Origin of the sequence: Mycobacterium sp. GA-1285 (assembly GCF_001499905.1) — a bacterium.
Classification (GTDB): Bacteria; Actinomycetota; Actinomycetes; order Mycobacteriales; family Mycobacteriaceae; genus Mycobacterium.
Map to the genome: position 1 here is coordinate 92040 of NZ_LQIS01000005.1, position 20946 is coordinate 112985.

Sequence of the window (20946 nt, forward strand, 5' to 3'; positions counted from 1 at the left end):
GGTCACGATGGTCCTTTCTCGGCTGCCGTTCTAGTCGGAGAAGATCTCGCGATTGACGGTGTGCAGGTACGGGATAGCAAGGAAGGGCGTGATGTAGAAGATGTTGAACGCCCACCACCCGAACACCGGCAGTCCGACCGCCGTGTAGCGGACGTCGGCGTACATCGTCATGTTGAAGATGTAGCCGGTCCACACGATGATTCCGAACCAGCACGTTACGATCGTCCACTGATGGCCCCAGCGCTTCATCTGCAGCAGCGCGATCGCGGCCGCGATTCGCATGGGGAAGGCGATCAGCACGCACACCATCACCCACGCTTTCTCCCCGGGTGCGCCGGCACCGCCGATCCAGAGTTCGTTGTAATGCCAGAAGTAGCCCGCGTCGATGAGATTGCCCCACGCGGTGAAGACCGTGCGGGTGATCAGGGCGTGGTTCGCGAACAGGTCCAGAGCCCAGCCGATGCTGTTGAGCGCGGCGTCGAGGATGATGACGTATCCGATGAGCGTCACCATCATCGGCCGGACCGACAACCCTTCGCGCTGGGCCTTGCGTAGCAGATAGATGCCGCGGCAGAACACGGGTAGTCCGATGATCCCGAGGACCAGGGTGCCCATGAGCGCGGTGCCGGCGATACACCATCGATCGGCGCGTCGCTGGGCCGCACGCGTCTGTTCCTCGTGCTCACCCATGGTGAGCGACCGGCTCGGCGTCGTAGACGTCATCGGCGCTACCAGTCCCTGGTAAAGAACATCTGAACCTGAATCGCGAACATCGTGATCAGCACGCCGTAGATGAAGATCTGAAACGCGATCAAGCCCCGCTTACGCCGTCGATCCTGATCCTGCATGACTCTCCTAACCTCGCGTGGTCAGAACGTGCCGATGTTGCCCAACATCCAGTAGAAGAACGCGACGAGTCCGCACATCACGACCCAGGTCAGAGTCAGTCGCACCATTTCCTGCCACACCGCCGGCCCCTTCATCTCCGCGAAAAGCTCGATGCCGAACGAGATTATCACCGCTCTCATAAACGAGAAGAACTATTTCCACTCACGACGCGGATGTGGGCCGGTCGTGACGGCTTCGGTTCACGCGTCGGCGAGGCTGAGAAGTTCCCGTTTGAGGACCTTGCCGACGTCGTTGCGCGGTAGCCGCTCGACGAACACCACCCGCACGGGGACCCGATAGGGCGTCAGTCGTTCGCGACACCACGCGATCAGCTTTTCCTCGCTGAGCCCGCCGTCGCCGCGCACGACGAAGGCCCATGGCACCTCGCCGAGGCGCTCGTCGGGAACCCCCACCACCGCGGCTTCCCGCACACCGTCGGCGGCCAGCAGCACCTCCTCGACGGTCCCGGGAAACACCTTGAGCCCGCCGCGGTTGATCATGTCCGACACGCGCCCGTCGAGCCACAGGAATCCGTCCTCGTCGAACCAACCGAGGTCGCCGGTGTGGAACCACCCCTCGTCGGTGAGCCGGTCGAGGAACGCGGGGTCGATCCTGCGGGCAGCCGTCGTCGGCGTGCGGACCATCACCTCGTCGTCGACGATCGTGACGTCGATGCCCGGAAGCGGACGTCCGACGGAACCGAGCTTCGTCTCACCCCATTCACGGGCATCGGCGGCCGACCAGCCGACGACTTCGCCACCGAGTTCGGTTTGACCGTAGGAGTTCAGCACGAGCACACCGAACTTGTCCCGGAATCGGGCCGCGTGAACCGGTGACAGGGGTGCGGTGATGGACCGGACGATCTTGAGCGGCGACAGATCCGTGACCGATTCGTCGTGGAGCACCATGGTCAACGCAGCGGGCGGTAAGACCGTGGAACGCAGTTGGTGGCGCTTCACCAGCGCCGCGAAGTCCGCGGGCGAGAACCGGTCCATCAACACGACACCGGAGCCCGCGCGAAAAGCGAACAGCACCTGGTAGATACCGGCCCACAGGGACAACGACAGCGGCACGAGGTTGGGCATCGGCGCCGTGCCGCGAGGGGCACGTTTCGTCCCACGGAGCTTCTCGAGCAGCCGGTCGATCAGGTCCAGCACGGTCGAGTGGCGCAGCGGCACGGGTTTCGGCGGTCCGGTCGTCCCCGAGGTGAACTGCAGCAGCGCCACATCGGCGTCGTATCGCCGCGCCTCGTTGGCCGAGTTGGAGCGCCCGGTGAGTGACCACGCCAAATCCGCCCCGGTGATGACCGGCAACGCGACCGTCGAGAAGCGTTGGGCCAGCTCGGGTGTCGTGATCACCGCCACCGGCTCGAGGGTTTCGAGCTGGGCGGTCACCTCCGTGTCGGCCGCCCTGGGATTGAGCGGTGTGTAGACACCGCCGGAACGCCAGACACCGAACAGCGCGGCGACAGTCGTGGCGTCGTTGGGCAACATCGCCGCGACCACCTGACCGGTCGTCAACCCGGCCTCCGTCAGCACACCGCCGAGCCGGTCGGCACTGGCGATCAGGTCCGCGCGTGACACGTCGACGGCAAGCGTGTGTACCGCGGTGTCGGGAAGACCGGCCAGTAGGTCGCCGAGGCTCACGGGTCCGACTCCAGTGGCAGCCAGTTCGGGGTCCGCTTGTCGGCGAACGCCTTTGGCCCCTCGTCCTGGTCGGGGTGACCCCATATCGACGTCAGGTGCTTGGCCCCCTCCCGGCATGCGTCGGTGAGGCCGTGCTCGAGCGCGCCCCACAGGGCGCGTTTGGTGGCCCGCATCGCGGCGGGTGAGTTCCTGGCGATCTTCTCCGCCAATTCCTGCGCGGCATCGCGCAGTGTGTCGGGCGGATCGGCGATCTGGCTGATCATGCCCAGTTCGTATGCCCGCTGGGCACTGAGCCGCTCGTGGCTGCCGACCAGAGCCATCCGTAGTACCGCCTCGGCGGGCATCTTTCGCATCAGCGCGATCGTCTCCAGGGCGCTGACCTGACCGATGGATACGTGCGGGTCGACGAATGTGGCATCCGATGCCGCGATGACGATGTCGGCGTCGGCGATCCAGTGCAGGCCGCCACCGGCGCATACCCCGTTGACCGCGGTGATGACGGGCTTCCCGACATTGCAGTGCCAGCCGGTCAGCTTCAAGTCCAACGTCTGCATGGCTTCCCGGTATTGCTGCACGCCTTCACCGTCGAGATCGTCGACGTCGGCGCCGACCTGAAAAGCCCTGCCGTTGCCGGTGTGCACGATCACCCGCACATCGGGGTCGGCGTCCAGTTCGGCCCACGCCTGGGGAAACTCTTCGCGCATCACCGCGTCGTAGGCGTTGAGTCGCTCGGGCCGGTTGTTGACGATCCAGCCGACCGGCCCTCGGCGCTCGACGATCAGCCGCTGATACGTCACGAAGCCTCCACCGATTCGAGCCGTTGCCACTGCGCTGGACGCTTCTCCCGCCACGCCCGCACTCCCTCGGCATGGTCGGGGTGGTCCCGCAACCGCCAGATCTCCTCTGTTGCCGCCGCCTTGGCCTCGGAGAGGCCGACTTCCAGCGAGTGCCACAACGCCTTCTTGGTCGCCCGCATCGCGGTGGGCGAGTTGGTCGCGATCGCCGCGGCGAGCTGGTCGGCCTCAGCACGGAGCCGGTCGGCGGGCACGACCTGTGAGACGATGCCCAATTCGTATGCGCGCTGCACCGAGATCCGCTCGCCATTGCCGCTCAACGTCATTCGGGTGATGGCCTCCATCGGTGACTTACGCAGGAGGGTGATCGCCTCGTACGCGACCGCCTGCCCCACCGAGACGTGCGGGTCGACGAACGACGCCGCCTCCGCAGCGATCACGATGTCCGCGTCGGCCACCAGATGCAGACCACCGCCCGCGCACACCCCGTTCACCGCCGCGATCACCGGCTTCCACACTCCGCAATGCCACGAGGAGATCTTCAGCTCCGCGTCACGTGTGCGGCGCGAATGACGCCGCATGGCCTGCTTGTCGTGGGCGACCTGCACCACGTCCATTCCGGTGCAGAACGCCTTGCCGTTCGCGGCGTTGACGATGACGCGCACATCGGGATCCGCGTCCAGCTCTGCCCACGCGGCCTCTAGTTCGTCCAGCATCAACGCGTCGAACGCATTGCCGGCCTCGGGCCGATTCAGCACGAGCCACCCGATGCCGTCGGAGCTGTCGACGATCAACCGCGCATATTCGGTCACGAGCGTGGAATCTCTCGCCAGGGCTTGCCTTTCCACGGGTCGGGCTCCTTGGGTAGACCGAGTACACGCTCACCGAGGATGTTCTTGTTGATATCGGTCGTACCGCCCTCGGTGCCGTTGGCGAGGCTGCGCATCATGCCGTGCACTTCGCGAGGCATCGCGTCCGGATCGTCGGTCGCGGCCCACGCCACCGCCGCGGTGCCCAACAGGTCGACCATCAGGTCCTGGATCTGCTGGTTGAGCGTGGCTTGGTGGACTTTGCCGATCGAGGAAGCCGCGCCGGGAGACTGACCGGCCGAGAGCGCCGCGCGCACACGCGCGTTGGTCCATCCGCGGATCTGCTCTTGAGCCCAGAGCCGCATGATCTTGTTGCGTACCACGGGGTCGTCCCACCGACCCGTTTCCTTGGCCAGTGAGATCAGCCGTTCCGCGCTGGACCCCCCGAGCCGGCCCATGCCGCCGGATCCGGAGCCCGAGACCATCTGGCGCTCGCTCGACAAGGTCGACGCGCTGACCCGCCATCCGTCGTTGACGTCTCCCACCCGATGAGCGTCGGGCACGCGCGCGCCGTCGAGGAAGACTTCGTTGAACTCCGCCTCGCCGGTGATCTGGCGCAGCGGCCGCACGTCGACGCCGGGTTGGCGCATGTCGAGCAGAAAGTACGTGATGCCTTTGTGTTTCGGCTGATCGGGGTCCGTACGGGCCAGCAGGATCGCGAAGTCCGCTTCATCTGCCCAGGTCGTCCACACCTTCTGTCCGGAGATCACCCAGTGGTCTCCGTCGCGCACCGCCCGGGTCGCCAGCGAGGCGAGGTCCGAGCCGGCCCCGGGTTCGCTGAACAGCTGACACCACTTCTCCTCGTTGCGGACGATGGGCGGCAGAAAGCGCCGCCGTTGCTCTTCGGTTCCGTGGCTGAACAGCGCCGCGGCAGCGTTGTTCAGGCCCAACGGATTGAGGCGGGTCAGCCGTAGTGGTGCGAGCACGCTCTCGATGGCGCGAGCGACGTCGTTCCCGATTCCGAGACCGCCGTGTTCGGGTCGCCAAGTCGGTGCCACGAGACCGGAGCGGGCGAAGGCCGGATACCAGTCCCGGTAATCCTGTGGCGTGCGCACGGCCCGCAACGCGGCGGACCCCTCGACCGCCGCCGCTCGCCACTCGGACGGCACCTCTGCCTCGACCCACTGCCGAACCACCGCGACGGCGTCGTCGGCGGTGGTCTCGGCGGTGATCGGCAGTGGTGTCATGTCCGCCTCAACGACCCTTGAATTTTGCGCGTCGCTTGTCCCGGAAGGCGGCCAGACCCTCCTTGAAATCATCGCTGCGAATGGATAATTCGAGTGCCATCGCCTCATTCTGAAGATGACGATCGAGATCCAGGCCGTTGCCGCTGTGCAGCAGCCACTTGGTGAGTCCGAGCGCCACCGTCGGCGCCGCACTCAATCGATCGACGAGGCCCTTTGCCGCATCCTCGAGTTCGGCGTCGGGGTAGGAGCCGTGGATGATGCCCCACTGCGCTGCGGTGGTCCCGGGCAGTTCCTCGCCGAGCATCAACAGCTGGCGCGTGCGGACCATCCCGACGAGTCGTGGCAGCAGCCAGGCCGCACCGCTGTCGGGCGTGAAGCCGCGCGCCATGAACGGTTCCCAGAACACGGCATTTTCGGCCGCGACGCAGAAGTCCGACGCCAAGGCGATGTGGAAACCCAATCCGGCAGCCCAGCCGCGAACCACAGCGACGACAGGCACCTGAGTCTCGAGCAGCAAGGCAATGAGCCTGTTGGCTTTGTTGGGTAGCCGTCGCTGCGTGCTTCCCACGCGGGGTTTGCGTTCCGACTTGGCGTTGTTGGCCACCAGATCGGAGCCGGCGCAGAAGTCCGGACCTTCGGCGTCGACCCGGATGACACGGACCGATTCATCGGTTCCGGAGCGGACCAGGTGCCCGATCATCGCGTCGAGCATGGTGTCATCGACCGCGTTTCGACGTTGAGGCCGGTCCAGGGTCAGCCGCAGAACCGGCCCCTGTTGTTCGGCCCGAAGTCCGGGAACGCTCGAGTACGTCACTGCTGGCTCAACGCTCGGCGAACCGGTCTGAGACGACCGTCAACAGATCGGCGAGGTTGGTTGCCCCGCCGGGTGGTTCCGGCAGGCGTATGGGGCCGTGCCTTCTGCTGGGCAGCAGAATGGTGGCGTGTCCCGGCGTCGTCACCTGGCCGCGATGATTGGTCGCCGCGAGATTCAGGTCGACCGCTGGGCGTTCACCGTCGGCGAGGTACTTGCGGGTGACGGTGCCGGTGATGGTGTGCAGATCGCCGACGTAGTTGAACAACCGGAACTCGCAATCCAGCTTCCACAGCCAGCCGTCGTCACCCATCCAGTCGGTGCACAGATGGATGAGCCACGTCTCGCGCATGCGCCCGTAGTCGAATGTCGTCGGGTTGCCCGCGTTGCGCGCGGCGCCCGGGTCCCAGTGCACGCGCTGTTGGACGTCGGGGACACCGTGCTCGTTGAGTGTGTAGAACCGCGGAATCCGTTGCCTGTTGCGCCAGGCCAGTCGCAGGGGCCGCACCCCGTACATGCCCATGCCCATGCCGACGTGCCAGCACACCATGTCGGTGACGGTGAGCGGACCCTTGGTGAGCGGGCCGATTTCGTCTCCCTCTGCGATGTCCTCCCACCACCGCGGTTCGGTGCCCCGGGGTGCCTCGCGTGCGTACCGCGCGTCGATCTCGGCGATCTCGTCGGCGCTCCACGTCTTGAGCTCCACGGCCTCGTACTTCTTGCGTCCCCTGGCCTTGCTGCGCTCGGTGCGGATCATGTTGCGGTACTGGCCGCCGAGGAGGACCCCGCCCTCGTCCTGGAATACCTGCGCCGACCATTCGTGCACAGCGCGGGCGGCGAACTCGCTGCTCTTGTCCAGTGCGGCGACAAGGGCGTTGCGCCGGAAAATCCGGCGGTTCGCCCGCAGCGGCGCCCACCACTCGCGCGACGAGGCAGCATAGAAAGCGTGGACGCCGCGCAGCGGGTCACCGGTCGTCAGTTCCCGATCATGCTCGGAGAGTTCGGTGACCTCGTCCTCGCCGATCAGGGTGTCGCCGCCGATCAGTGCGGGCGGCGCGATCGGTTCACCCCAGACCGATTTCGTCGCGTATTCGGGCTCGGACCACAGCGGGTTGGCGTCGCCGTAGCTTTCCGCGACGATCCGGAACGTGTCTTCGTTTGGCCGACGGTAATGCGGCGGTTGGGTGTGCGGGACGGCGACGCCGATGCGGGCGCGTAACCTGGCCAGACCCTCATCCGTGATATGGCCCGTTGCCGAGGACTGGGTCACGCATGCCTCCTCAGTTCGGGCCTCCTCAGTTCGGCACATAACGTCGGTGGGACCGTCCGCGGAAATTAAGATACCCGAAAAACGGAAACGTCGTTAACGCAGGGGTGAGCGAGTTGGCTCAAGAGCAGTCGGGCATCGACAGCGCGGTCGGATCTGACGGTGTATGCCGGATCACCATCGATCGCGCGGATTCTGCAAACTCGTTGTCTCCGTTGGCACGTGACGCTCTCACCGAAGCGTTCGAGAAGGCCGGCGATGATCCGTCCGTGCGTAGCGTGTTGCTGCGAGCGACGGGTGACCGGCACTTCTGCTCGGGTGCGGGTTTGGGCCCGCAATCGGCAGCGCCCGCCACGGAGAAGAGGCCCGGGGACGTCGCCTTGATGTTGCAGAAGGGTTATCAGCGATTGGTCTCGGCTGTGCTCGATTGCGACAAGCCGGTCGTCGCCGCGGTCAAGGGTGCCGCGGCGGGTGCCGGCGCCAGCCTGGTGCTCGCCTGCGATCTGGTCGTCATGTCGACCGAGGCACGCCTGGTGGAGGCATTCGTACACCGCGGCATACTGCCGGATTCGGGCGCGATACACCTTCTGACCAGGATCGTCGGATTGCGCAAGGCCACCGAACTCCTGATGCTCGGAGAACCCGTCGACGCCGCGACCTGCGAGCGACTCACCTTGGCGAACCGCGTGGTCGCGCCGGAGGAGACCGACGCGGTCGCCGAGGAACTGGCCCGTCGCCTGGCCGCAGGCCCCACTGTCATGTTGGCACTGACCAAACGCCTGCTGTCCGTGTCGTCGGAGTCGGGCCGCGACCGGGCCTTCGAACAAGAGGCTTGGGCGCAGGAGGTGGTGTCGTGGACCGCCGACCTGCAGGAAGGTTTGCGGTCGTTCGCCGAGCGCCGCCCGCCGATCTTCCAGGGCCGCTGACGCTCACCCGTTGGCAGGGCCGCCGCGAATGGTGAAGGTCGTGCTGTCGTCGATCTCGTCGATCGACTCGGCCACGAATTCAGGTGTGAGTGAGCGGTTCTCGATACCCTTGGTGACACCGATGAACACCCGCGACACCCTGCCCGCGCCCACCGAATAGATGTGAGCGGTGCGATCACAGTTCCGGTGGGACAGATAGACGACCACGGGCGTCACCAACTCCGGGTCCATCGCCTTGCCTGCCTCGCCCATGATGTCCTCGGTCATCCGGGTCCGAGCGATCGGAGCGACGGCGTTGACGGCTATGCCGTTTCGCGCACCCTCGATGGCCAGCACATGCATCATCCCGACCAGTCCCATCTTCGCGGCGCCATAGTTGGCCTGCCCGAAGTTTCCGAACAGTCCGGTGCCGGAGGTCGTTTGAACGATTCTCCCGTAGTTCTGCTCGCGCATGACGGGCCAGGCGGCGCGCGTCACGTTGAAGGCGCCGGACAGGTGGACGGATATCACCGCGTCCACCTGTTCGGCGGTCATGTTCTTGAACGCCGCGTCGCGCAGAATGCCCGCGTTGTTGACGAGGATGTCCAGGCGTCCGAAGGCCTCCATCGCCGCAGCGACGATCGCCGCACCACCGTCCTCGGTCGCGACGGAGTCGCCGTTGGCGATCGCCGTGCCGCCCGCTGCGGTGATCTCGTCGACGACCGCTTGCGCCGCCGATATCGAAGCGCCTTCTCCGTCGACGGCGGTACCGAGATCGTTGACCACGACGCGGGCACCTCGGCGGGCGAGTTCGAGTGCGTGACAGCGGCCGAGCCCTCCGCCCGCGCCGGTGACGACGGCAACCTGATCATCGAAAGTCAGGGTCGATGAGCGCTGGTGCGAAGAGTAATGAGCTGACGCCATGGATGAGAGGTTACATTTACGGGGACGAGAATCTGCATTTGCATCGGAGGACACCATGAGCGCGGCCACCGAGCTGCTGGGCCACGCAAAACAACGAGCGGGCCACCTCAGGCCTCGATACCGTGCGGCGGGCATCTGGTCGGACCGGCCACTCGACGTCGTACGTGAGGCCGCCCAGCGGTGCCCCACACGGCCCGCGCTCATCGATCACGACACCGAAATCACCTACGCAGCACTGGATGAACGGGTCGATCAGGCGTCCTGTGCACTTCGGGACGCCGGTGTCGGCGCGGCGACGCCCGTCGTGGTCGTGGTCGGAAACGACATCGGCTCGGTCGTTGCCGTACACGCGGCGATCCGCGTCGACGCGGTGGTACTGCTCGTGCCGCACACCGCAGGCGCGACACAGGTCACCGACATCGTGGCCCGCACTGGGGTTCGGTACGGCGTGGCTCCCGACTGGCCGCCCGCGGCCGAGGCGCCTTTGCGTGACGCCTGTGCCTGGGTCGACACCTCCCCCGCCTCGGACCCGCCGACACCCTTGCGGCCCACGCGGCCTGCCGACGAGCCGTCCTTCGTCCTCTACACGTCCGGCACGACCTCTCGGCCTAAGGGCGTCATCCATTCGCTGAGCACGCTTGCCAAGGCATCGGCCAACTACATCGCCGCCGCTGGCCTCGGCCGGGATGACCGCATCTTCCTCATCAGTCCGCTCGGCTCGGTGACCGGTGTGCTGCAGGCGCTGTTCATCGGTCCCATGCTCGCCGTGCCGGTGGTGCTCGAAGATCGTTGGGATCCCGCCACCACGTGTGATCTTCTGTTGTCCTCCGGCGCAACGTGGTACGGCGGACCGGACCGGCTGCTCGACCGACTGCTCGACGAGGCGGTCGCCCGGGGGAGCGTCGTACCTTTGCGGGCGGTGTATCTCGGTGGCACGATGCTCGACCGGCGCATCGTGGAACGGGTCGAGGACGACTTCGGGATCGTCGTGATGCGGGCGTACGGATCGTCGGAGGTGCCGGTCAGCACGTCGGGTCTACGCGCGGAGAGCAGGGCGGTTCGGCACGCGGATGACGGTGTGGCGCTGCAGGACGTCGAGGTTCGCGTCGGGTCGGTGGGGGACCCGACCGAGTGTTGCATCAAGGGCCCGCATGCATTCCTGGGTTACACGGACACCGACGACGACGTCGGCGCGTTCGACGGTGAGTGGTTTCGAACCGGTGACGTGGCCGAAGTCAACGGTGACCGGGTGCGCGTCGTCGGCCGCATCAAGGACATCGTCATCCGCAACGGCATGAAAATTCCGGCGGCCGAGGTCGAGGAGGCGGTGGCACGGATTCCCGGTGTGCGAGAGTGCGCGGCCTACTCCGTCGCCGACCCGACCACCGGCGAACGGTTGGCCGTGGCCATGGTGCTCGACGATGGCGTCGAGATGTCGCTTGCCGGCGTGGCGGACGCTCTGGTCGGGGAGGGCCTGCCGAAGTACAAGCTGCCCGAGGAGTTGGTGTTCTGGGACGAGCCCCTGCCGCTGAACGCCAACGGCAAAGTGCAACGCAACACGCTCGACGCGCGTTCGAAGGGTCGCCCGCGGGTCCTTGCCGACCGCCTTGCGTAACACGTTCCGCGAAATTGCGTTCCAGCAGACATTTACTCGAACTTTTCCTGCCGGAATGCAATTTCGCGGAGGATCAGGGTCGGAAAATCGGTACGACGAATCCGTCGTCGGCCTCGCGGAAGTCGAGCTCGAGTTCCATTCCGGCACGGAGGCTTTCGACAGGGCAGTCGACGAGCTCCGTCATCAGCCGGGGGCCTTCCGCAAGGTCGACCATGGCGACGATGTAGGGCAGCCGCGTGTCGAAAGGCGCGGCGTTCTGGTGGACCACGCTCCAGGTGTAGAGGCGTGAGCGTCCGCTGGCCGGGACCAGAATCACATCCTCGCTCCAGCAGTGCGGGCAGAACGGGCGGACGTACAGGGAGCTTCGACCGCAGGAGCCGCATCCGTTGAGCATCAGCCTGCCGTCCTGAACCGCCGCCCACCAAGCCTCGCTGTCGCTGTCGATGGTCGGTCGGTCAGGGCCGCTGGGCGACTGCATCACTGCCTCCCGAGGATCATCGTCGCGCTGTGGGTGAAGAAGCCGCCCATTGCGTGCACACATGCCAAGCGAGCGCCCTCGACCTGTCGTTCACCGCACTCGCCGCGCAGTTGCCGAACAGCCTCGACCATCAGGAACATGCCGCGCATACCCGGATGGCAGGACGCCAGCCCGCCGCCGTCGGTGTTGGTGGGCAGTGCGCCGCCGGGACGAAGCGCACCGGAGCCGATGAACGGACCACCCTCGCCCTTGGCGCAGAACCCGAGATCCTCGACGGTCAGCAGGACGGTCGAGGTGAACGAGTCGTAGAGCTGGCACACGTCGATGTCGGCCGGGGTCACCGCGGCCTGCGCGAACGCGCGCGGACCCGATTGTGCGGCCGCCGATGTCGTGAAGTCGGGCCATTGGCTCATGCTCACGTGCGACGCGGCGTCGGCCGCGCCGAGGATCCAGACCGGTTCCTTCGCACAGTCCTTCGCGAATCGCTCGCCGGCGAGCACGACCGCACCGCCTCCGTCGGTCCGCAAACACACGTGCTTGGACGTGAACGGGTCGGCAAGCATCGGTGCCGAGGCGACATCCGCGGCGGTGATCCGGCCACGCTCAAAGGCGTTCTCGTTCATCGCAGCCCACTCGTGCGCGGCGACGGCGACCTCGGCCAGTTGTTCCTCGGTCGTGCCGTACTCGATCATGTGGCGCCTGGCCGCCATGGCGTACTTGGCGATCAGCGTGGCCCCGTACGGGGCTTCGAACTGCATCGCGCCACCGGTGCCCAGCGCTGCGGCCGACGCCCGCACCCGGCGCTTGACGTCGGAGCGTGCGGTCGATCCGTAGGTCAGCAGGACGACGTCGATCTCACCCGCCGCGATCGCCGCGGCGGCATGCCCTGCCATCACCTCCCACGACGATCCGCCGACGTTGGTGGCATCGACCCACGTCGGTCGCAGACCCAGGTACTCGCTCACCTCGACAGGTGGCAACAACGTCCCGTGCGCGCCGAATCCGTCGATGTCGTCCTTCGTGAGGCCGGCGTCCGCGACCGCGCGTCGCGCGGCCTGCGCCATCAGCGCCATCGCCGTCTTGTCGGGCACCCGCCCGCAATCGGACAGGGCGGCGCCGACCACCGCGACCCGGTTCCCGAACATACGTAATGGTTATCACAGGCGATAATGGCATTAACGGCACGGTGGAATCCGCGTTCTCGCTCGGTTACCGTGGGTGGGTGCCCGGAGCGCTGCGCGATGCCCTGAGGGGTGATCGCCTGGTGTTGTGTCTCGCACTGCTGAACGCCCGCACGCCCGACGTCCCGGCGGTCGCGGCGGCCTGCGGATACGACGCCGTCTACGTCGATCTCGAGCACACCTCGTGCTCGCTCGAAACGGCGGGAATGCTGTGTGTCGCCGCGCTCGGCGCCGGCATCTCCGGTCTGGTGCGGGTACCGTCGCACGACCCGACCGTAATCGCCCGTGTTCTCGACGCTGGTGCGGTGGGAGTGATTGTCCCGCACGTGAACTCGGCACAGGAGGCGCGGGCCGTCGTAGACGCCGCTCGATTCCCGCCGGTCGGGCATCGGTCCATCTCCGGACCCAACGCGGTGAGCGGTTACGTTCCGTGTCCGGCAAGCGAACTCACGGAGACGCTCGAGCGACACACCGTGGTGGCGGTGATGATCGAAACCCCCGACGCGGTCGCGGCATCCGACGAGATCGCGGCCGTCGATGGGGTCGACATGGTGTTGCTGGGACCCAGCGACCTGACGGCCGAGATGGGTATCCACGGGCAATATGAGAATGAGCATTTCCACCGTGCAGTAGACTCTGTCGCAGCGGCCTGTCGTGCACACGGCGTGGCGCTGGGAGTGGCGGGAATCAAGTCCGTTGACCTGCTGGAACGCTTTGCAGGGCTGGGACTGCGATTCATCTCGGCGGGTACCGACGTCGGGATGATGATCGAGGCCGCCACCGCCCGTGCGCACGCTCTGCGTGACCTCGAGAGGCGCGCGGCGAGCCGATAACCGAGAGCCTCGTCACGGCAACAGGAGGACGGATGCCCACCGCGATCTACACCGAGCAAGTCACCGACCCGATGGCATGGACAGGTGCCGACTTCACCAGCAAGGAGGACTTCGCCTTCGACCTGTCGTCGCGCAATGTGGCGGCGCTGGAATCCGTTCTGGCCAAGACCAGCCACAAGGACCGCGACGAGATCACGCCCGAGGACGCCCGGCATCCCGATCTCGACGAGGATCTCGCGCGGCTGTATCGGGAGCTGATGTTCGGCAGGGGTCTGGCGTGTGTGCGTGGGTTCCCCGTCGAGCAGCATTCGATCGAAGAGCTGGAGCGCATCTACTGGGCGTTCTGCACGCATCTCGGATACCTGGTGTCGAACAACTCCTTCGGCCACCGCATGGTGCGCGTGCAGGAGGAGGTGCTGCCCAACGGCGTACAGCCGGCCCGGGGCACCAAGTCCAGGGCCGAACTCGCGATGCACAACGACGCGGCAGACATCCTGTCGCTGCTGTGCGTGTATCCCGCGGCGCAGGGTGGCGAAAGCCAGTTCGCCAGCGGCCCTGCGGCGCACAACCGGATCCTCAGCGAGCGGCCCGACCTGCTTCCCGTGCTCTACCAGGGCTTCCCGCACCACCGGCGCAGCGAGCAACCCGACGACCAACCGGATGTGACCCCTTACGACGTGCCGGTCTTCTCCCAGGTCGACGGTCGTATCTGCATCAACTTCACCTACAGCAGCATCCTGCCTGCGATGCACACACTCGGTCGCGAGTTCACCCCCGAACAGAACGAGGCCATCGAGTTGTTGCGCACCATCCTGGTCGAACAACAGGTCGAGTTCCGCCTCGAGTCCGGTGAGGCGGCCGTCGCCAACAACTTCGCGATGTGTCACTCGCGCTCCGACTTCGTCAGCAGCACCGATCCGAAGAAGGCGCGCTGCTTCCTGCGGGCGTGGATGGAAGTGCCACGCGAGGATCGCCGCCTACCGGTCGGGCGCGAGTACTTTCACATGGAGAACAAAGATCTGCGCCTGGGTTATGACCCCGTTCCGGGACGCGACGGCTCGATCGCCCGCAATGACTACAAGAACGTCAACGCCGAATTGGCCGACATGTTCAAGGCGGCTCAAGCGAAGCCCAAAATCACACGATGACAACCCGTCCGAGACTGGTCTACGAGAGATGGACCGATCCGGTCGCAGGAGACATCCTGGCGGGGGGCGACATCGACCTCGTCGAGCTCGACCTCCAGGGGTCTGACGACAAGGCCTGGGCAGCATTGGAATCCGCGCACGGATATCAGGTCGCCACCCGGAGCGACATCGCATCCATCGACGACGGTGCGCAGTGGCTGGCGGGGCAGGCACTGGTGGATCGCTGTCCAGAGCTGCTGGCCGTGTGCTCGGCGGGGGCGGGGTATGACGTGATCGACGTCGAGGCGTGTACCCGCGCGGGAATCGCTGTGTGCAACAACTCCGGTCCCGGCGCCGAGGCGGTGGCCGAACATGCGCTCGGCCTCATGCTCGACCTGGCCAAGAAGATCACCGCCGCGGACCGGGCGCTGCGCACCGGTCAGCTCGAGGACCGATTGACGTTGCGGGGCACTCAGTTGTTCGGGAAGACGCTCGGCGTCGTCGGGCTGGGCGCCATCGGTGGACGGCTCGTGGAGTTGTGCGCTCCGTTCGGGATGGACGTCCTGGTCTTCGACCCCTACGTCGAGGACGCGACCGCCCGCGCCAGGGGCGCGACCCGCGTCGAGCTTGCCGAACTGGTCGAGAGGTCCGACTTCGTTCAGGTCACGTGCCCGTTGACCGCCGAGACACGAGGATTGTTCGGCCGTAAGGAATTCGCCGCGATGAAGCCGTCGGCGTATTTCATCACCACCGCACGCGGCCCTGTGCATGACGAACGAGCCCTGCACGACGCCCTGGTCGGCGGGGCGATCGCCGGTGCGGGGCTCGACGTGTTCCACGAGGAACCGCCGAGACACGACAACCCGCTGCTGCGGCTCGACAATGTGGTCGCCACTCCGCATGTCGCGGGGATCACCGTCGAGGCGGCTCGCGACATCGCGGTGGCCACCGCGACCCAGTGGCAGACGATTCTCGCCGGGCGGATGCCGCCGCGGTTACTCAACCCGGAGGTGTGGCCGCGATACTGCGACAGGTTCGAAGAGATCCTGGGGATTCGGCCGACCGCCCGTGACACTGCGGCAGTGGAGTGAGATGACCGATTACGACACCATCACGTTCGAGGTTTCCGGTCACACCGCTTGTGTGACGCTGAACCGGCCCGAGGTGCTCAACGCGATCAACGACGAGATGATCGCGGAACTCGCCGAAGTGTATTCCGAAATCGAACGCTCACAAGCTATTTGGACCGTCATCATCACCGGTGCCGGCCGGGCGTTGTGCGTGGGGGCCGATGTCAACAAGGCGGCCGACCACGACATGGAGAATGCGGCCGGAATCGACAACCAAGGCGAACCCATTCTCAGCTCCATGCGGCAATGGGATGCACCGCAGGAGGCCACACCCCCGTGGCTGCAGATGACCAAGCCGATCATCTGTGCGGTCAACGGCATCGCGTGTGGTGCGGGTATGGATCTCGTCACGACGGCCGACATCACCATCGCGTCCGAACGTGCGACGCTGATGGACCCGCACGTGAGCATCGGGGTCACCTCAGGTCGCGAGGGGGTTCGGCTGGCCCGGATCCTGCCGCTCCCCGTGGCCATGCGGCTGATCCTGATGGGTAAGCACGAACGACTCGACGCGCAGCGCGCCTACGATCTCGGTGTGTTCACCGAAGTGGTGGCCCACGAGACACTCATGGACCGGGCGTGGGAGGTCGCCGAGATCGTGAATTCCAATGCTCCCCTTGCGGTTCGGGGTTCGCGGATGGCAGTGCGCAAGGGTTTGACGCTGCCGATCTACGAAGCCGAGCTGCTCGCCGAGAACTACCGCATGAAGGTGGCCCTGACCAAGGACGCCATCGAAGGCCCACGCGCCTTCCTCGAGAAGCGCAAGCCCGACTGGCAAGCGCGGTAGCCCGTTCCCGGATAGCGCCGACTGTGCGATCTCATACGGTCGCAGCGGCGTGTCGGGTATGAAACCGCACCGTCGGGCGGAAAGGCGTCCGTTACGCGAGCCCGAAAAAGTTCTTCGCGTTGGTGGACAACACTTTGCGCTTGGTCTCCTCGTCGAGACCCTCCGTCGCCTTGTTCGCGACGTCCATGCTGTTGGGCCAGTTCGTATCGTTGTGCGGGTAGTCGGTCTCGAACATCAGCTGGTCCTCACCGACCAGATCCAGGATTCGGAACGCGACCGGATCACCGAACGTCGAGAACCACACGCGACCGGGCACCTGGGTGCTCGGCGGCTCGGTCAGCAGCGGGTGGATTCCGCCCCATGCCCGCCGGTCCTCCCATACCTCGTCGACGCGCTGCAGGTAATAGGGGATCCATCCCGCTTGCGCCTCGGCGAACGCGATCTTGAGTTTCGGGAATTGCCTCAGCTTGCCCGAGAACAGCCAGTCGACCAGGGCGATGGTGCAGTTGACCGCCATCAGTGCACTTGTGACGACGTGCGGCGAGTCGGGTGAGGACTTCGTCAGCGACGAACTCGATCCGATGTGCAGCATGATGCCGACATCGTTGCTCTCGCATGCGGCGAAGAACGGATCCCAGTAACCGCTGTGGATGGACGGCAGGTCCAGTCGCGCAGGCAGTTCCGAGAAACACACCGCGGGCATACCTTTGGCGGCCACGCGCTGCACCTCGTTGACGGCCAGGTCGACGTCCCACAGCGGAATGATGCCCAGCGGGATGAGCCGGCCGTTCGAGCCGCCCGCCCATTCGTCGATCTGGAAGTCGTTGTAGGCCTGGACACAGAGCAATGCGAGGTCTTTGTCCTTGCCGTAGAGGAACCGCTGGCCGCAGAACCGGACGAGCGTGTTGGGGAAGCAGGCGGAGGCCTCGATACCGGCGAGGTCCATGTCGGCGAGCCGGTCCGCGGGTCGGTAGCAGCCCGGACGCATCTCGTCGTAGGTGATCGGGTCGGTGGACAGCTCGTCGAGTTCGTAACCGGCAGCGGCGCTGATGAGGGGGATCGGGATGATCGAATCCTCGTAGTGCCAGATGTCGGCGTCGCGGCCGGCCTCGTCCTCGATGAACGCGACATCGGAGGTGACCGACGGGTCCATCCGTCCGCGGTGCCGGACGATCCGCGGTCCGACGCCCCGGTAGCGTTCGGGCAGCCGGCTGGTCCACAGGTCGGCCGGTTCCACCAGATGGTCGTCCGGCGAGACGATCAGGATGTCTGCGCTCAACGCTGCACTCCTTCGGGGACGGCTTACGACAACACCCATTCCCGCAAAGCGAGAATGATCGTTTCCAAGAGTACCGCACCAGCTCGTCGTCCCCGCGGCTTGTGTGCGTTTCGGAACCGCTCAGCGCAACAGAACGCGCACAAATCGCAATCGGGTGAGGGGAACGCGTATTCTCAGGGGATCATGACTGCTAAGAAGCGGAGCGCCCGCGACTCGGAAGCCGATCTGGAACTCGTCGAGGCCGACGTCGAGATGCCGGGCAGCTGGCAGGAGCGAACGATCGAACGGCGACTCAGCCAAGCGCGCGCACGTGCACTCGCCCGCAGCTCGAGGTTCTTGGCAACGGCCCTCGAGCTGGTCGAGGAATCCGGTCGGGCCGACTTCACGATCCAAACGCTCATCGACCGTTCGAATCTCAGCCTGCGCGCCTTCTACCAGCATTTCGCGGGTAAGGAAGAACTGCTGCTGGCCCTCTACGAGAATGCCACCAGCCAGTTCATCGAAGCGATCCGGCACGAGGTCGCGGCCGCGGACGGTCCGATGGAACAGCTCGAAGCCTTCTGTCGTGGTTTCCTCTCGCGCGCGGAGTCGTCGGAAGCCATCGGCGGACGCGTGATGACGATCTACAACCTGAGCCTGGAAATTGAACGGCCCGCCGACTTCGCCAAGATCTGGGAGCCGCATCAGAAGCTGCTCACCAAGATCCTCACGTCGTGCTCCCGCGCGGGGTTGGTTCGCACGGATCTGACACCCGCCCAACTCACCACCCTGCTGAACTCGACGCTCATCGCGCTCGCCCAGATCGGTGTGTTCCACCTGGGGGTCAAGGGCGCTGAACTCACCGAGGATCAGCTGTGGGCATGGTGCCTGCAGGCGTTGACCCCGCCGGCGAATGCCCCCAAAAAGGCGGCGCCGCGGCGGCGGACCAGCCGCAAGCCCAAGGATTTAACGGGGTAGTCCGAGCCCACGCTGGGCGATGATGGTGCGCTGGACTTCACTGGTGCCCGCATAGATCGTGGTCCCCAACGAGAAACGCATGAGGTGTTCGAAGCGGCCGCGCTGCGGTGCCGTCGGCTCGAAGAAGGCCCGCATCGCATCGGGTCCGACGAGCTCGACGATGTCCTGGCTCGCGCGGACCAGCGCCTCGGTGGAGAACACCTTCGACATCGGCCCCTCGGCGAGCGGCGTCTGACCGTTCTCGGTCATCCAGACGCACCGGCGCTGTAACAGCATCGACACCTCGAGCTCCATCGCCACCCGCGCGATCCGCCGCCGCACATCTGTTTTCGTGATCGGCGGGACCCCACCGTGCACAGGTGCGCTGGACGCCCATTCTTCGGCGTGGTGCAGGAGTCGGGCGATGTGCGGGCCCCATCCCGACGCATGCTCATCCTGCAGCGACAGGCCGAGCACCTGCCATCCGGCGTCGACATCGCCGATGCGCCATTCGTCCCCGATGTGCACGTCGCTGTAGAAGGTGATGTTGGTGCGCTCACCGGACAACGTCCACACCGCTTGCGCTTCGAAGCCGTCACAGTTGGTCGGCACGAGAAACATCGTGAGGCCCTTGTGCTTCGGCTTGTCAGGGCTCGTCCGCGCCAGCAGGAAGACGTAGTCGGCGATGTGCCCGTTCGTGGTGAACATCTTGGACCCGTTGATGACCCACCCGTCACCGTCTCGGACGGCCCTGGTGGTTGCCGCGGCCACATCGGACCCGCATTCCGGTTCGGTGAAGCCGAGCGCGATCGTCAGGTCGCCGTTCAGGGCGCCGGCGAGGATGCGTTCTTTCATCGCGGGTGTCCCGATCTGCCGGATGATCGACGCGACCATTCGTGTGGTCTCGGAGAGGTATACGGGTGCATCCGCCCGCATGAGCTCCTCGTTGAGCGCCTGCTCTTCCCAGGCGTTGCGATCCTGTCCGCCGAAGTCCGCAGGCCAACCCGGAGCGAAGTAACCCTTGGCGACCAGTCCTTTGGCGAAGCCGTCGTCGTGGGCGACACCGCCGCGGTAGAGCCGTTCCTCGAAATCCGGGGTCAGCACGTCGCCGAGATGCTCGCGCACGCCGTCGCGGAACACTTCGGTGGCGGCGTCGGACTGAAAGTGCATGAGCGGTAACCAATCTGTCGCGAAGCCCGTGCGGCCAACGTGGCCGATAATGTTACTCTCAAAACTGAGAGTAACCATATTCGCATGTGAAGGATCCCAGGTGGACCTGAACCTGTCCTGCGAGCAGCGACAACTCGTCGACTCCTTCGCAGCGATGTATGCCCGCGAGTCGACGTCGCAGCGGGTGCGGGCGGCCGAACCTCTCGGCTTCGATCCGAAGCTGTGGGAGGCACTCGTCCAGACCGGCATCGTCGAGATGGCCGTCGACGAATCCGACGGTGGCTGGGGAGCTTCCGAGGTGGAGCTGGCCCTCATCGCCGAGCAGTACGGGCGGGCGGTCGCATCGGCTCCGGTGATCGAGGCGCAGATCGCTGCCAGGCTGCTGGCCGCCTGTGACGGCGGTGACCTGTTGCGGGCGGCCATGAAGGGCGACGAACTCGTCAGCTTCGCACCACGGGCCTGTGACGGCGACGTTCTGCAACTCGTGCCCGGCGGGGCGGTGGCCGACACCGTGGTGGCGCTGGTCGGCGGGCGTCTCCTCGCGCTGTCGACTCAGAACCGCAACCCGGTACAGAACCTCGGGTCCTTACCGCTGGCCGACGTGAGCATGCAGAACGACGCGACCGTCCTCGCCGAAGGCGAGCGCGCTAACTCGCTGTTCTCCGGCGCGGTCGACCTGTGGCTCACCCTCACCGCCGCGGCTCTGGTGGGCGCCGCCGCGAAGGCCGTCGAGATCGGCGTCGACTACGCCAAGCAGCGGCATGCGTTCGGCACCCCGATAGGCGCCTTTCAGGCCGTGTCCCACCCGCTCGCCGACAGCGCCACGGCGACCGACGGTGCGCGCCTGTTGTCCTTCAAAGCGGCATGCGCGTTCGCCGACGAAGCACATCGCGTGACCGAGCTCGCCGCGATGGCCTTCGCATTCGCCTATGAGACAGCGCGCGATGCCACCTATCGCAGCCTGCACATCCACGGGGGCTACGGCTTCGGCATGGAAGGCGACATCCAGCTGTACTACCGGCGGGTCCGCGGCTGGGCCATGGTGTACGGCGAGCCGGCGGTCGCCCTGGACCGCGTCGCCGACGCCCGCTACGGACCCGTCACCGGCTGAACATCGAG

Annotated in this window: 21 protein-coding genes; 8 read left to right on the plus strand and 13 right to left on the minus strand. The window is 66.0% G+C overall.

Annotated features, from left to right (window positions below; genetic code table 11):
- Window positions 1-30 precede the first annotated feature (30 nt).
- From AU193_RS04595 to AU193_RS04625, 8 genes are all read right to left on the minus strand, one after another.
- Window positions 31-690: a hypothetical protein gene (locus tag AU193_RS04595; protein WP_064421171.1), complete on the minus strand. Its 660-nt coding sequence runs from the start codon at window positions 688-690 to the stop codon at window positions 31-33.
- A gap of 179 nt (window positions 691-869) precedes the next feature.
- Complete coding sequence (locus tag AU193_RS23055) at window positions 870-1019, minus strand: hypothetical protein (RefSeq protein WP_156425120.1); 150 nt, start codon at window positions 1017-1019, stop codon at window positions 870-872.
- Between the two features lie 69 nt (window positions 1020-1088).
- Window positions 1089-2534, minus strand: coding sequence for a class I adenylate-forming enzyme family protein (locus AU193_RS04600; RefSeq protein ID WP_064421172.1), 1446 nt, complete (start codon window positions 2532-2534; stop codon window positions 1089-1091).
- Window positions 2531-3331, minus strand: coding sequence for an enoyl-CoA hydratase/isomerase family protein (locus tag AU193_RS04605; RefSeq protein ID WP_064421173.1), 801 nt, complete (start codon window positions 3329-3331; stop codon window positions 2531-2533). Before AU193_RS04605 ends, AU193_RS04600 begins: the two co-directional genes overlap by 4 nt.
- The gene (locus tag AU193_RS04610; RefSeq protein ID WP_064421174.1) at window positions 3328-4140 is read right to left on the minus strand and encodes an enoyl-CoA hydratase/isomerase family protein; all 813 of its coding nucleotides are present in this window, start codon (window positions 4138-4140) and stop codon (window positions 3328-3330) included. Before AU193_RS04610 ends, AU193_RS04605 begins: the two co-directional genes overlap by 4 nt.
- Window positions 4137-5384: an acyl-CoA dehydrogenase family protein gene (locus tag AU193_RS04615; protein ID WP_064421175.1), complete on the minus strand. Its 1248-nt coding sequence runs from the start codon at window positions 5382-5384 to the stop codon at window positions 4137-4139. The genes AU193_RS04610 and AU193_RS04615 overlap by 4 nt, the downstream gene beginning before the upstream one ends.
- A gap of 7 nt (window positions 5385-5391) precedes the next feature.
- On the minus strand, window positions 5392-6198 hold the full coding sequence (locus AU193_RS04620) for an enoyl-CoA hydratase/isomerase family protein (protein ID WP_064421176.1): 807 nt from the start codon (window positions 6196-6198) through the stop codon (window positions 5392-5394).
- Between the two features lie 7 nt (window positions 6199-6205).
- Window positions 6206-7465 carry a hypothetical protein gene (locus tag AU193_RS04625; RefSeq protein ID WP_253867618.1) on the minus strand — a complete coding sequence of 420 codons (1260 nt, stop codon included), beginning with the start codon at window positions 7463-7465 and terminating at the stop codon, window positions 6206-6208.
- A gap of 113 nt (window positions 7466-7578) precedes the next feature.
- On the opposite strand from AU193_RS04625, the gene AU193_RS04630 reads away from it, so the two are divergent.
- Window positions 7579-8388 carry an enoyl-CoA hydratase/isomerase family protein gene (locus AU193_RS04630; RefSeq protein ID WP_371259144.1) on the plus strand — a complete coding sequence of 270 codons (810 nt, stop codon included), beginning with the start codon at window positions 7579-7581 and terminating at the stop codon, window positions 8386-8388.
- A gap of 3 nt (window positions 8389-8391) precedes the next feature.
- On the opposite strand, the gene AU193_RS04635 is transcribed toward AU193_RS04630, so the two are convergent.
- The gene (locus AU193_RS04635) at window positions 8392-9291 is read right to left on the minus strand and encodes an SDR family NAD(P)-dependent oxidoreductase (protein WP_064421179.1); all 900 of its coding nucleotides are present in this window, start codon (window positions 9289-9291) and stop codon (window positions 8392-8394) included.
- A gap of 55 nt (window positions 9292-9346) precedes the next feature.
- Here AU193_RS04635 and AU193_RS04640 point away from each other — a divergent pair, with 55 nt between their 5' ends.
- The gene (locus AU193_RS04640) at window positions 9347-10906 is read left to right on the plus strand and encodes a class I adenylate-forming enzyme family protein (RefSeq protein WP_064421180.1); all 1560 of its coding nucleotides are present in this window, start codon (window positions 9347-9349) and stop codon (window positions 10904-10906) included.
- A gap of 73 nt (window positions 10907-10979) precedes the next feature.
- Here the strand turns inward: AU193_RS04640 and AU193_RS04645 are convergent, their stop codons facing one another.
- Together AU193_RS04645 and AU193_RS04650 are read right to left on the minus strand one after the other, a co-directional pair.
- Window positions 10980-11384, minus strand: a complete 405-nt coding sequence (locus AU193_RS04645; RefSeq protein ID WP_064421181.1) for a Zn-ribbon domain-containing OB-fold protein — start codon at window positions 11382-11384, stop codon at window positions 10980-10982.
- Window positions 11384-12529, minus strand: a complete 1146-nt coding sequence (locus tag AU193_RS04650; RefSeq protein ID WP_064421182.1) for an acetyl-CoA acetyltransferase — start codon at window positions 12527-12529, stop codon at window positions 11384-11386. The genes AU193_RS04645 and AU193_RS04650 overlap by 1 nt, the downstream gene beginning before the upstream one ends.
- A gap of 5 nt (window positions 12530-12534) precedes the next feature.
- Here AU193_RS04650 and AU193_RS04655 point away from each other — a divergent pair, with 5 nt between their 5' ends.
- From AU193_RS04655 to AU193_RS04670, 4 genes are read left to right on the plus strand one after another with little or no spacing between them, the layout of a single operon-like run.
- The gene (locus AU193_RS04655; RefSeq protein ID WP_172798215.1) at window positions 12535-13398 is read left to right on the plus strand and encodes an HpcH/HpaI aldolase/citrate lyase family protein; all 864 of its coding nucleotides are present in this window, start codon (window positions 12535-12537) and stop codon (window positions 13396-13398) included.
- A 32-nt stretch (window positions 13399-13430) separates the two neighbouring features.
- Window positions 13431-14546 carry a TauD/TfdA family dioxygenase gene (locus tag AU193_RS04660; RefSeq protein WP_064421184.1) on the plus strand — a complete coding sequence of 372 codons (1116 nt, stop codon included), beginning with the start codon at window positions 13431-13433 and terminating at the stop codon, window positions 14544-14546.
- Window positions 14543-15616, plus strand: a complete 1074-nt coding sequence (locus tag AU193_RS04665) for a hydroxyacid dehydrogenase (RefSeq protein WP_064421185.1) — start codon at window positions 14543-14545, stop codon at window positions 15614-15616. The genes AU193_RS04660 and AU193_RS04665 overlap by 4 nt, the downstream gene beginning before the upstream one ends.
- A gap of 1 nt (window position 15617) precedes the next feature.
- Complete coding sequence (locus AU193_RS04670; protein WP_064421186.1) at window positions 15618-16442, plus strand: enoyl-CoA hydratase/isomerase family protein; 825 nt, start codon at window positions 15618-15620, stop codon at window positions 16440-16442.
- A 91-nt stretch (window positions 16443-16533) separates the two neighbouring features.
- Here the strand turns inward: AU193_RS04670 and AU193_RS04675 are convergent, their stop codons facing one another.
- Entirely contained in the window at window positions 16534-17721 is a 1188-nt protein-coding gene (locus AU193_RS04675) for an amidohydrolase family protein (RefSeq protein ID WP_064421187.1), read from the minus strand.
- 183 nt (window positions 17722-17904) lie between these two features.
- On the opposite strand from AU193_RS04675, the gene AU193_RS04680 reads away from it, so the two are divergent.
- The gene (locus tag AU193_RS04680) at window positions 17905-18678 is read left to right on the plus strand and encodes a TetR/AcrR family transcriptional regulator (protein ID WP_064421188.1); all 774 of its coding nucleotides are present in this window, start codon (window positions 17905-17907) and stop codon (window positions 18676-18678) included.
- On the opposite strand, the gene AU193_RS04685 is transcribed toward AU193_RS04680, so the two are convergent.
- Window positions 18667-19827: an acyl-CoA dehydrogenase family protein gene (locus AU193_RS04685; RefSeq protein WP_064421189.1), complete on the minus strand. Its 1161-nt coding sequence runs from the start codon at window positions 19825-19827 to the stop codon at window positions 18667-18669. The two genes, AU193_RS04680 and AU193_RS04685, sit on opposite strands and share 12 nt — an antisense overlap.
- A gap of 100 nt (window positions 19828-19927) precedes the next feature.
- Here AU193_RS04685 and AU193_RS04690 point away from each other — a divergent pair, with 100 nt between their 5' ends.
- On the plus strand, window positions 19928-20938 hold the full coding sequence (locus AU193_RS04690) for an acyl-CoA dehydrogenase (RefSeq protein ID WP_064421190.1): 1011 nt from the start codon (window positions 19928-19930) through the stop codon (window positions 20936-20938).
- Window positions 20939-20946 lie beyond the last annotated feature (8 nt).

Excerpts from the sequence above, each read along its gene's own strand:
- AU193_RS04615 (WP_064421175.1), bottom strand. The coding sequence starts at position 5,384 with ATGACACCACTGCCGATCACCGCCGAGACCACCGCCGACGACGCCGTC.
- AU193_RS04650 (WP_064421182.1), bottom strand. The coding sequence starts at position 12,529 with ATGTTCGGGAACCGGGTCGCGGTGGTCGGCGCCGCCCTGTCCGATTGC.
- AU193_RS04670 (WP_064421186.1), top strand. The coding sequence starts at position 15,618 with ATGACCGATTACGACACCATCACGTTCGAGGTTTCCGGTCACACCGCT.
- AU193_RS04660 (WP_064421184.1), top strand. The coding sequence starts at position 13,431 with ATGCCCACCGCGATCTACACCGAGCAAGTCACCGACCCGATGGCATGG.
- AU193_RS04595 (WP_064421171.1), bottom strand. The coding sequence starts at position 690 with ATGGGTGAGCACGAGGAACAGACGCGTGCGGCCCAGCGACGCGCCGAT.
- AU193_RS04655 (WP_172798215.1), top strand. The coding sequence starts at position 12,535 with ATGGTTATCACAGGCGATAATGGCATTAACGGCACGGTGGAATCCGCG.
- AU193_RS04645 (WP_064421181.1), bottom strand. The coding sequence starts at position 11,384 with ATGCAGTCGCCCAGCGGCCCTGACCGACCGACCATCGACAGCGACAGC.
- AU193_RS04665 (WP_064421185.1), top strand. The coding sequence starts at position 14,543 with ATGACAACCCGTCCGAGACTGGTCTACGAGAGATGGACCGATCCGGTC.
- AU193_RS04640 (WP_064421180.1), top strand. The coding sequence starts at position 9,347 with ATGAGCGCGGCCACCGAGCTGCTGGGCCACGCAAAACAACGAGCGGGC.
- AU193_RS04635 (WP_064421179.1), bottom strand. The coding sequence starts at position 9,291 with ATGGCGTCAGCTCATTACTCTTCGCACCAGCGCTCATCGACCCTGACT.
- AU193_RS04680 (WP_064421188.1), top strand. The coding sequence starts at position 17,905 with ATGACTGCTAAGAAGCGGAGCGCCCGCGACTCGGAAGCCGATCTGGAA.
- AU193_RS04685 (WP_064421189.1), bottom strand. The coding sequence starts at position 19,827 with ATGCACTTTCAGTCCGACGCCGCCACCGAAGTGTTCCGCGACGGCGTG.